The organism is Arthrobacter sp. 131MFCol6.1 (genome assembly GCF_000374925.1).
Lineage (GTDB): Bacteria > Actinomycetota > Actinomycetes > Actinomycetales > Micrococcaceae > Arthrobacter.
Genome location: NZ_KB895547.1, coordinates 120,236 through 130,465 on the forward strand (window position 1 = coordinate 120,236; position 10,230 = coordinate 130,465).

9 protein-coding genes are annotated in these 10,230 nt (G+C 69.3%); 2 read left to right on the forward strand and 7 right to left on the reverse strand.

The genetic code is table 11. The annotated features are described in order from the left end of the window. Nucleotides 1–73: 73 nt before the first annotated feature. Nucleotides 74–910: an iron-sulfur cluster assembly protein HesB gene (locus tag C566_RS0113680; protein WP_018774913.1), complete on the forward strand. Its 837-nt coding sequence runs from the start codon at nt 74–76 to the stop codon at nt 908–910. A gap of 16 nt (nt 911–926) precedes the next feature. Continuing rightward, nucleotides 927–1,424 carry a hypothetical protein gene (locus tag C566_RS0113685; RefSeq protein ID WP_018774914.1) on the forward strand — a complete coding sequence of 166 codons (498 nt, stop codon included), beginning with the start codon at nt 927–929 and terminating at the stop codon, nt 1,422–1,424. Nucleotides 1,425–1,427: 3 nt separating this feature from the next. Here the strand turns inward: C566_RS0113685 and dhaM are convergent, their stop codons facing one another. The 7 genes from dhaM to C566_RS0113720 form a co-directional block, all read right to left on the reverse strand. Next, nucleotides 1,428–2,099 carry a dihydroxyacetone kinase phosphoryl donor subunit DhaM gene (gene dhaM / locus C566_RS0113690; RefSeq protein ID WP_018774915.1) on the reverse strand — a complete coding sequence of 224 codons (672 nt, stop codon included), beginning with the start codon at nt 2,097–2,099 and terminating at the stop codon, nt 1,428–1,430. After that, nucleotides 2,096–2,728 (reverse strand): dihydroxyacetone kinase subunit DhaL, encoded by a 633-nt coding sequence (gene dhaL / locus C566_RS0113695; RefSeq protein WP_026266688.1) that lies wholly within the window; start codon nt 2,726–2,728, stop codon nt 2,096–2,098. Before dhaL ends, dhaM begins: the two co-directional genes overlap by 4 nt. Nucleotides 2,729–2,730: 2 nt before the next feature. Further along, entirely contained in the window at nt 2,731–3,732 is a 1,002-nt protein-coding gene (gene dhaK / locus C566_RS0113700) for a dihydroxyacetone kinase subunit DhaK (RefSeq protein ID WP_018774917.1), read from the reverse strand. A 154-nt stretch (nt 3,733–3,886) separates the two neighbouring features. Next, the gene (locus C566_RS0113705; protein WP_155846878.1) at nt 3,887–4,168 is read right to left on the reverse strand and encodes a hypothetical protein; all 282 of its coding nucleotides are present in this window, start codon (nt 4,166–4,168) and stop codon (nt 3,887–3,889) included. A 200-nt stretch (nt 4,169–4,368) separates the two neighbouring features. Next, nucleotides 4,369–4,902, reverse strand: a complete 534-nt coding sequence (locus C566_RS0113710) for an amino-acid N-acetyltransferase (protein ID WP_018774919.1) — start codon at nt 4,900–4,902, stop codon at nt 4,369–4,371. A gap of 61 nt (nt 4,903–4,963) precedes the next feature. Then, nucleotides 4,964–7,087, reverse strand: a complete 2,124-nt coding sequence (locus tag C566_RS0113715; protein ID WP_018774920.1) for a S9 family peptidase — start codon at nt 7,085–7,087, stop codon at nt 4,964–4,966. Nucleotides 7,088–7,332: 245 nt separating this feature from the next. Continuing rightward, nucleotides 7,333–9,825 carry an ATP-dependent Clp protease ATP-binding subunit gene (locus C566_RS0113720; protein WP_026266691.1) on the reverse strand — a complete coding sequence of 831 codons (2,493 nt, stop codon included), beginning with the start codon at nt 9,823–9,825 and terminating at the stop codon, nt 7,333–7,335. Nucleotides 9,826–10,230 lie beyond the last annotated feature (405 nt).

Below are 10,230 nucleotides of genomic sequence, written 5' to 3' on the forward strand. Positions count from 1 at the left end.
GGCCCTGGATGACTGGTTCGCGTCCAACGCCAGGGAACTGCCGTGGCGGGCCGCGGAGTGCACGCCCTGGGGTGTGCTGGTCAGCGAGGTGATGCTCCAGCAGACGCCGGTGGTCCGGGTCCTGCCAGTCTGGGAGGAGTGGCTGCGCCGCTGGCCCGAACCGGCCGATCTGGCCGGCGAACCCGCCGGGGAGGCCGTCCGGTCCTGGGGCCGGCTCGGGTATCCGCGGCGCGCCCTGCGCCTGCACGCTGCCGCCGTCGCCATCAGGGACAGCCACGGCGGGGCCGTCCCCGGCACCTACGCCGAACTCCTGGATCTGCCCGGCGTGGGCAGCTACACTGCCGCGGCCGTCGCCGCGTTCGCCTACGGACGCCGCGAAACCGTGGTGGACACCAACATCCGCCGGGTCCACGCGCGGCTGGTCAGCGGCTCGGCCCTGCCGGCTCAGGCCCTGACCGCCGCCGAAATGCGGCTGGCGGCGTCTCTGCTCCCGGACCGCCCCGGCGCCTCGGTGCGCTGGAACGCCGCAGTCATGGAACTCGGCGCCCTGGTCTGCACTGCACGGGCCCCCAAGTGCGGCCAGTGCCCTGTCCGGGAGTCCTGCGCCTGGCTGGCGGCCGGCGAGCCGGCGCCAACGTACACGCCCAAGGGACAGGCCTGGCACGGCACGGACCGGCAGGTGCGCGGCGCCGTGATGGCCGTCCTGCGGGCCGCCGAGGAGCCCGTGGCGCCGGTCCTGTTCCACCAGGCCCCCGCGGACCTGGGCTTCGAACCGCAAGGCGTCGGCATCCCGCTCGCGGCCCTGCACCGGCTCAACGCGGCCCCCGAGCAGCTGGAACGGGCGCTGGCCGGCCTGCTGGGCGACGGCCTGGCCGAACTGCACCAGGGCGGCTTCCGGCTCCCGGGCTGAGGATCTACGCTGGAGCATGCGCAAGCTGGCGGCCGCGGCCGTGCTGGTCCTCACCGCAGTCCTGGCCGCCTCGTGCCGGCCCGAGGCCGCCTGCCCGGCGATCGCCCAGGCGCCCGTTGTGTCGCTCACAGTGGACCGGGAGTACGCCCCGACAGTGCGGGCCATCCACCTGGCCGCCTGCCAGGACGGCCGCTGCAAGGAGGCTGACCTCGACCTGGTTCCCGGAAGCACGGCCGTGGACCAAGGCTGTGAGCCGGGCCCCTACGGCGGCGACGGCGTCTGCTCGGCCACTTCTTCGCCCGACGGCACCCTGACCGGCATGCTGATGATGGAGACGCTGAGCGCCAGCCGGATCGAGGTGACGGCCACGGGCACGGACACCGCCGGGAACCCGCTGCCGGCCCGGACCGCGGCGTTCACGCCCCGGGCGGCGCACCCGTTTGGTGAGCAGTGCGGAACCTTCATCACCGCCAGCGTCGTGCTCGACGCGGCCGGCCTCCGCCGGGCACCCTAGCGTCTACGGTTCTCCAAACCCCGAGCCAACCAGGCGTTCCAGGTAGCCGACCGCCTTGGCGGCGTCCGGGCCGCTGGCCTCCACGTGCAGGACGGTTCCCTTGCCGGCGGCAAGCATCATGAGCTCGGTCATGGAGGCGCCATCGGCGCCGTTCACGGTCACCTCGGCGTCCATGCCGGACAGGCCGCCGGCGATCTTCGCTGCCGGCCGGGCATGCATGCCGGCCTGGTTGACGAGCTCAAAGTCCCCGGTGGCGTCCGGCGGCTGCTGGTGCACATGCCCGGCCTCCGCGGGATGGGCCGGGGGCCGGTAGACGGCCTCGGCCGCGTCCTTCACCGCCGCCGCTTCGGCCCCTGCCTGCGCAGCCACCGCGGCCGCGACGAGTCCTTCGACGAGGGGCGCATCAGCAATCAGCACCGAGCCCGGGTCGGCTGCAAACTCCACAGCGGACTCGGCCGTCATCACCGCGGAGCCGAGGTCCGCGAGCACCACCACGCCGTCACCGGCAGCCTTCTCCAGGGCCGCCATGACCTTGTCCAGGCTCGTGCCGATGCGGCCGTCGTCGGTGCCGCCGGCGGGCAAGATCAGGACGTCGGGAGCCATCTGCGCGGCGAGCTCGGCGGCGCCGTCCGCGATCTTGGAGCTGTGCGAGACGACCACCAGCCGGACTGTCATTCGGCCGCTCCGGCCGCGGCGCGCAGAATCAGCGCGCTGGAGACCGCTCCGGGGTCGCGGTGGCCGATGCTGCGCTCCCCCAGGTAGCTGGCACGTCCCTTGCGGGCGAGCATCGGATCCGTGGACACGGCGCCGGCCTCGGCGGCCTCCGCCGCGGCAAGCAGCACCTTCCTGACATCACCGTCGCCGTCGCCGGCCGCAGCGGCGGCCGCCTCAATCGCGGGCGTCCACGCGTCCACCATGGTCTTGTCCCCGGATTCGGCCTTGCCGCGGGCCACGATCCCGTCGCGGGCGGCCTGCAGGGCGGCAGCGAGAGTGGCGGCGTCGACGTCGGAGGCCTCACCCAGCGCCGTGGCGGCCCGCAGGAACGCCGTGCCGTACAGCGGACCGGCCGCCCCGCCGACCTTGGACATCAGCGTCATGGCGGTCAGTTTCAGGGCCGCGGCCGGGGTTTCCGGCGGCGCCTCGGCAAGCTTGTCCATCACGGCCTTGAAGCCGCGGTCCATGTTCTCGCCGTGGTCCGAGTCCCCGATCGGCCGGTCCAGCTCGATCAGTTCCACCCGGTGCTCCGCCATGGCCTGCGCCGAAAGCGTCAGCCACCGCACCGCCCAGCCGACGTCCAAGCCCACGGTCAGACGCCCCAGCGAAGGGCCGGAGTGTGCACGGGAGCGTCCCAGAGTGTTGTCATCTCGTCATCGAGGCGCAGGACAGTGATGGAGCAGCCCTGCATTTCGAGGGACGTGATGAAGTTGCCCACGAGGGAGCGGGCCACGGTGACGCCCTGCTCGGCCAGTTTCTGCGCGGCCCGGCGGTAGACGATGTACAGCTCGCTTTGCGGGGTGCCGCCCATGCCGTTGACGAACAGGAGCACCTGGTCCCCGGAAGCGAGGCCGAGGTCGCTGACCACCGGGTCCAGGAGGCGGTCGGTGATGCCGTCGGCGTTTTCCATCGGGATGCGGTGCCGTCCCGGCTCGCCGTGGATGCCGATGCCGATCTCGATCTCGTTTTCCTCGAGCTCGAAACTGGGCACCCCGGCATGCGGGACCGTGCAGGCAGACAACGCCACGCCCATGCTGCGCACGTTCTGGTTGACGCGGTCACCGATCGCGGCGACGGCGTCCAGGTTGTCACCCCGCTCGGCGGCCGCGCCGGCGATTTTCTCGACCAGGACGGTGCCGCCGACGCCCCGGCGCCCGGCCGTGTACAGCGAATCCTGCACGGCGACGTCGTCGTTGACGAGCACGGTGCGGATCTCGACGCCTTCGGCCTGCGCGAGTTCGGCGGCGGTTTCGAAATTCAGGACGTCACCGGTGTAGTTCTTCACGATGTGCACGACGCCGGCGCCGGAGCTTACCGCCAGCGTGGCCGGCAGGATCTGGTCCGGGGTGGGCGAGGTGAACACGGCACCCGGGACGGCGGCGTCGAGCATGCCCATGCCCACGTACCCGCCGTGCAGCGGCTCGTGTCCGCTGCCGCCGCCGGAGACGAGCCCGACTTTCCCTGCCACGGGGGCGTCCTTGCGCACGATGTATTTCGGGTCCGGAAAGACGGTCACGAGGTCGGCGTGAGCAAGCCCGAACCCTTCCACTGACTCGTCGACCACGGCTTTGGGATCATTGATGAGTTTCTTCATGGCGGTGCTCCCTGGATGGTGTCCTGGCTGCTTGCTTAGACCCTACTACCGGGGCACGGCCGGCGGTAGGCTCCCGATTCCTCCGCCCGCACCCCCTGGCGGGCTGCGAATCCCGGGGCGGCGGGGTCGGCCGCGCGTTCCGGACTCCGGCGCTTCAGGCTTGTTGGTCGGCCCACGCCGGAGAATGCGGCCAGGCGTCGACGCCCAGCCATGAGAACGGCGGCGCGGCGAGCCGGCCCTTGCGGGTGCGGGACGTGGCCGGCGGTACTAACGCGGCAGATACCGGGCCGGCGGTTTGTCCCGTCACGGGAGCGCCGGTGCCGGGTGAGGAGCGGGTGGCGGGTTCGGGCGGCAGCGCTTCCAGCGGCTGGTCCGGCGGCCCTGCCGGTGCGCTGGCGATCGGCCTGTGGATAGCGGAGAGATCGGGAAAAATCACGTCTTTGTGCAATTTTTTGCCTCCGAAAGTATGGCGGCCCACCCCCTGGGCCGGCATCAGTTTATCCACCAAATTTATTGAAGGGAAGCCCTGCGTGGACGTCGATTTCCTGCCCCGGGCGCCGGCGCCGCCCGGGGCAGCCAGGCGCCGCCCGGGGCAGCCGCAACCCGGCAGCCCGGGCAGCCGCAACCCGGCGGCCGCTACAGCTCCTTGATCATCCTGGTGTTGCCCAGCGTGTTCGGTTTGACCCGCGCCAGGTCCAGGAACTCGGCCACGCCTTCGTCATGCGAGCGCAGGAGCTCGGAATACACCACGGGGTCGACGGTGCTCTGGTTGGCCATGACCTCAAAGCCGTGCTTCTTGAAGAACTCCACCTCGAACGTCAGGCAGAAGACCCGGGAGACTCCCAGCGCGCGGGCATCCTCCAGCAGACGCTCCACCAGCGCATGGCCCACGCCTTTGCCGCGCCAGGCGTCCGAGGCCGCGAGGGTGCGGACCTCGGCGAGGTCCTCCCACATGACGTGCAGCGCCCCGCAGCCGATCACCTCGCCGTCTCCGGATTCGGCGATCCGGAACTCCTGCAGGCTTTCGTAGTAGGCCACGGTTTCCTTGGCCATGAGGATCCGCTGGTCGGCCAGCGGCGCCACGAGTGTCTTGATGGCGCCAACGTCGTCTGTGCGGGCGGGGCGGATGCGGATCGTCTCAGTCGCGGTCTCAGTCACGGTCTCAGTCACAGCCCAATCTTACGGGTGCCCCGGGCCCGGCCGGCCTCCTGCCGGCACAGGCCCCGGGGCGTCAGAGACCGAGTTCGTCGGGCACTGGAACGTCCTTGTCCAGCAGGTTCCTGGCCAGGAAGTGCTCCACGACGCCGTACCAGACCTTCGCGTGCTGCGGCTGCAGGATCCAGTGGTTCTCGTCCGGGAAGTACAGGAAACGGTGGTCCGTTTCGCCGTTCTCGTCCGCCGCCAGTTGCGACTTGGCGAGCAGTTCGTACCAGAGCCGGAGCCCCTCGCCGATCGGCACACGGTAGTCCTTGTCGCCATGGATGACCAGCATGGGAGTGCGGATGTTCTCCACGTGCAGATGCGGGGAGTTCTCCAGCGCCATCTCTGCCGTCATCTCCTTGAGCCAGTACTGCGCGGCGTCGGTGGTGGGGCCGAACTGGTCCAGTGCCCAGAGGCTGGCGTGCGTGACGATTGCCTTGAAGCGGTCCGTTTGCCCGGCCACCCAGTTGGCCATGTACCCGCCGAAGGAGCCGCCCATGGCGGCCGTGCGCGTCTCGTCGATGTCGGGGCGCTGCACGACGGCGTCGGTGATGGCCATCAGGTCGGTGAACGGAGCCTTGCCCCATTCCCCCCAGCCGCGCTGGATGTGGTCCTGGCCGTAGCCGGTGGACAGGGCAGGGTCCGGGAGGAGCACCGCGTAGCCCCGGGCCACCAGCAGCCACGGGTTCCAGCGCCAGGTCCAGGCGTTCCAGGACCCCAGCGGGCCGCCGTGGATCCACAGCAGCAGCGGAGCCGGGTCCGCTGCGGACGCGCCCTCGGGCAGGGCCAGGTACGCGGGCACACGGGCGCCGTCGGCCGCCGTCGTCTCGACGCGCTCCAGCGTGCCCTTGAAGCGGGGGCGCTCCGCGGGCGCGGGCAGGCGGACGACGCCGCCGGTGGCGAGGTCGATCCGTACAGGTTCCGCAGGGAATTCGTAGGAGCTGCGCAGAGCGTAGGCGCTGCGTCCGTCCGGTGCGACGACGACGTCGGTGTACGCCGCGGCGTCGGCCGTCAGGCGCAGCACCTGGCCGGCCCCGCCCGGGTCTCCGGCCACACCGATCCGGAACACCGGCGATGCGCCGTCCTCGTCGGCGGTGACCAGCAGGGCCGATCCGTCCGGCAGCCACGCGGCGGGGCGGGCCCAGCGATCCCAGTCATGGGCGAGCGGCGTCAGGGCGCCGTCCCCCGCCGCCGGGCCGGCGACGTCGAGGAGGTGCAGCCTGACCTGCGGGGCCGCCAGCGGCGTGGTGTCGCTTTCACTGACCACCACCAGGCTGCGGCCGTCCGGACTCACCGGGCCCGGGAAGTAGCTCAGGCCTTCCGTGTCCAGCAACAACGTCCGGGTGCCTGTGGCGACGTCGATGGCGACCAGCACGGAGCGCGAATCGGCATTCGCGAGGGGCTTCGCGAAGCTGCTGTAAATGGTTCTGCCGTCCGGGCTGAGCACCGATTCGGCATCCCTGAGCCGGGAGCCGGCGTCGGGCGTGAGGTTGCGGAGCTTGAGGGGCGCCGCGGCGTCGACGGTGGTCGGCTTTCCAGCCTCCAACGGGTCTCCGGGTTCGACGGCGAACAGCCGCGGCTGCGCCGGGCCCAGGTCCGCGTCCCAGTAACGGACGGGGTAGCCGCTGTGCAGGATGGCCGCGACTTTGTTGTCCTTGCGCGCCTTGCGGCGTTCCTCGTCGTTGTCCTCGTCCGTGGAGCCGGCCAGCACAGAGGCCGCGACCACCACAGTGTCGGCGTCCCTGGCGGCGTGGATCACGCCGATTCCGCCGGAACGGGACAACGCCACCCGGGCTTCGCCGCCGTCGGACGGGAGAATCCAGAGGGCGTTGACGGGGTCGGCCTCGGGGCTCTCCGGATCGGGACGGGCCGAGGTGAAGTACAGGTCGCCGCTGGCGGCAAACACCGCACCCGCCTCCCCCTTGGCGCTGCGCGTGATCCGGCGGGCCTGTTTGACCCCGCCCGGATCCACCTCCCACAGCGCGGTGCAGTATTCGGTACCCTTCGCGCCGAGCGTTGCCACGGTGGTCACCAGCCGGGCGCCGTCCGGGCTCAGCGTCAAACCGCTCACTCTGGGGATCGCGAGGTAGTGGTCCAGATCGTGGAAGGGGGTCTCGGGTTGTTCGCTCAGGGTCTCTGAGTCCTTAGCAGCCATGCACCGATTCAACACCGTATGTGGCATCGATCACAAAACGTTCACTAAGAGTGAAACACTGCTTTCAGATCAGGCTTCCGAACCGTGCGGGATGGATCGGATCGCTTCCGCCCGTGCACCATTCGCCGAAGATGGCCGCTAAGCCTGGTCCCATAGCGGCCATCTCCGGCAAATGGTGCACGGCAGCGCAAAAAGCCACGACCCCACTGTCCCTTTCGGGGCAGCGGGGCCGTGGCTTTTGGTGCTTAGACGCTCGGAGCGATCTCCGGGATGCGCGGCTTGGCGTTGCCGGCGAAGGTGAACTTCGCGTCGTCGCCTTCGCCTTCCACATCCACCACCACGATGTCGCCGGAGTGCAGTTCGCCGAAGAGGATCTTCTCGGAGAGCTGGTCCTCGATCTCGCGCTGGATGGTGCGGCGCAGCGGCCGGGCACCCATGGCGGGGTCGTAGCCGCGGGTTGCCAGGAGCACCTTGGCCGCGGACGTGAGCTCGATGCCCATGTCCTTGTCCTTGAGGCGCTTCTCCAGGCGGGCGACGAACATGTCCACGATCTCGATGATCTCGTCCTGGGTCAGCTGCGGGAAGACCACAACATCGTCAACACGGTTCAGGAACTCGGGGCGGAAGTGCTGCTTGAGCTCCTCCGTGACCCGGGCCCGCATCCGGTTGTAGCCGGTCTGCGTGTCCGTGCCGGACTGGAAGCCGGTGGCAACGCTCTTCGAGATGTCCCGGGTGCCGAGGTTCGTGGTCATGATGATCACGGTGTTCTTGAAGTCCACCACGCGGCCCTGGGAGTCGGTCAGGCGGCCGTCTTCCAGGATCTGCAGCAGCGAGTTGAAGAGATCGGCGTGCGCCTTCTCCACTTCGTCGAACAGGACCACGGAGAACGGACGACGGCGAACCTTCTCGGTCAGCTGGCCGCCTTCCTCGTAGCCCACGTAGCCCGGAGGGGCACCGAAGAGCCGCGACACCGTGTGCTTCTCCGAGTACTCGGACATGTCCAGGGTGATCAGCGCGTCTTCCTCGCCGAACAGGAACTCGGCGAGGGCCTTGGCCAGTTCGGTCTTGCCGACGCCGGTGGGGCCGGCGAAGATGAACGAACCGCCCGGACGCTTGGGGTCTTTGAGGCCCGCACGGGTGCGCCGGATCGCCTGGGACAGGGCCTTGATGGCCTCGTTCTGGCCGACCACGCGCTTGTGCAGTTCGTCTTCCATCTTCAGCAGGCGCGAGGACTCTTCCTCGGTCAGCTTGAAGACCGGGATGCCGGTGGAGTTCGCCAGCACCTCGGCGATGAGGTCCTCATCAACTTCGGAGATGTCGTCCATGCCGCCGGTCTTCCACTGGCGTTCCTTCTCGGCGCGCTCGGCAATGAGCTTTTGCTCCTTGTCGCGCAGCGACGCGGCACCTTCGAAGTCCTGCGCATCGATCGCGGATTCCTTCTCCAGCTTCATGGCGGCGATCTTCTCGTCCATGATCTTGAGCTCCGGCGGAGCAGTCATGCGGCGGATGCGCAACCGCGCACCGGCCTCGTCGATCAGGTCGATTGCCTTGTCCGGCAGGAAGCGGTCCGAGATGTAGCGCTCGGAAAGGCTCGCCGCCGAGGCGAGGGCGCCGTCGGTGATGGTGACCCGGTGGTGTGCCTCATACCGGTCGCGGAGGCCCTTGAGGATCTCGATCGCGTGCGCAACGGAGGGTTCCTTGACCTGGATCGGCTGGAACCGGCGCTCCAGCGCGGCATCCTTCTCGATGTGCTTACGGTATTCGTCCAGCGTGGTGGCCCCGATGGTCTGGAGTTCGCCGCGGGCCAGCATGGGCTTCAGGATCGAGGCCGCATCGATGGCGCCTTCGGCGGCACCGGCACCCACCAGGGTGTGGATCTCATCGATGAACAGGATGATGTCGCCGCGGGTGCGGATCTCCTTGAGGACCTTCTTCAGGCGCTCTTCGAAGTCGCCGCGGTAGCGGGAGCCGGCCACGAGGGACCCGAGGTCCAGCGTGTAAAGCTGCTTGTCCTTGATGGTCTCCGGGACATCCCCGCGGACGATCGCCTGGGCCAGGCCCTCGACGACGGCGGTCTTGCCGACGCCGGGCTCACCGATCAGCACGGGGTTGTTCTTGGTGCGGCGGGAAAGGACCTGCATGACGCGTTCCATTTCCTGCTCACGGCCGATCACGGGGTCCAGTTTGTTCTCGCGCGCCGCCTGGGTCAGGTTGCGGCCGAACTGGTCCAGGACAACGGACCCGGCCGGGGTCCCCTCGGCCTGTCCGGGCCCGACACCGGCGCCCGTGGCTTCCTTGCCCTGGTAACCCGAGAGCAGCTGGATGACCTGCGAGCGGACCCGGTTCAGGTCTGCGCCGAGCTTGACGAGCACCTGGGCGGCAACGCCTTCGCCCTCCCGGATGAGGCCGAGGAGGATGTGCTCGGTACCAATGTAGTTATGGCCCAGCTGCAGGGCCTCGCGCAGCGAGAGCTCCAGGACCTTCTTGGCGCGCGGGGTAAAGGGGATGTGGCCGGAGGGCGCCTGCTGGCCCTGGCCGATGATCTCCTGGACCTGTTCGCGGACACCGTCGAGCGAAATGCTCAAGGATTCAAGGGCTTTGGCGGCAACACCTTCACCCTCATGGATCAGACCCAAGAGGATGTGTTCGGTACCAATGTAATTGTGGTTCAGCATGCGTGCCTCTTCTTGGGCAAGCACAACTACGCGACGGGCACGGTCCGTAAATCGCTCAAACATTTCGCCACACTCCTAGCTACGACGTACTTTGATGCTACGTGGCCGGGTTCCAGATTTGTGGCTTGTTCGCCACAGGGGAAACCGGAGGGTTGCGCATCCCTGCCCGGACCGGGTCCCCGGCAGAAGGCAGGAACCGTCCGGAACCCTTCCTGGCGGGCCGGGCCGGGCCTTCCGGGCGGGCAGCCGCGCCGGCCGGGCGCACACCGCCGTCGGCATGGCAAGGGTTCCCGAATTGACGAAGATGGCCGCTAAGCCTGGTCCCATAGCGGCCATCTCTGGCAAATGGTTCACCTCGTGCGGGACATCGGCGCGGGGATGCTGCAGGCGACTGCCATAGGAGGCCGGGCCTTCCGGACGGGCCGATCCGCCGGACGGGCGCCCCGCCGCCGGCATGGCAAGGGTTCC

Coding starts and splice junctions, on each gene's coding strand:
- C566_RS0113685 (WP_018774914.1), top strand. CDS start 927: ATGCGCAAGCTGGCGGCCGCGGCCGTGCTGGTCCTCACCGCAGTCCTG.
- C566_RS0113715 (WP_018774920.1), bottom strand. CDS start 7,087: ATGGCTGCTAAGGACTCAGAGACCCTGAGCGAACAACCCGAGACCCCC.
- C566_RS0113720 (WP_026266691.1), bottom strand. CDS start 9,825: ATGTTTGAGCGATTTACGGACCGTGCCCGTCGCGTAGTTGTGCTTGCC.
- dhaM (WP_018774915.1), bottom strand. CDS start 2,099: ATGACAGTCCGGCTGGTGGTCGTCTCGCACAGCTCCAAGATCGCGGAC.
- dhaK (WP_018774917.1), bottom strand. CDS start 3,732: ATGAAGAAACTCATCAATGATCCCAAAGCCGTGGTCGACGAGTCAGTG.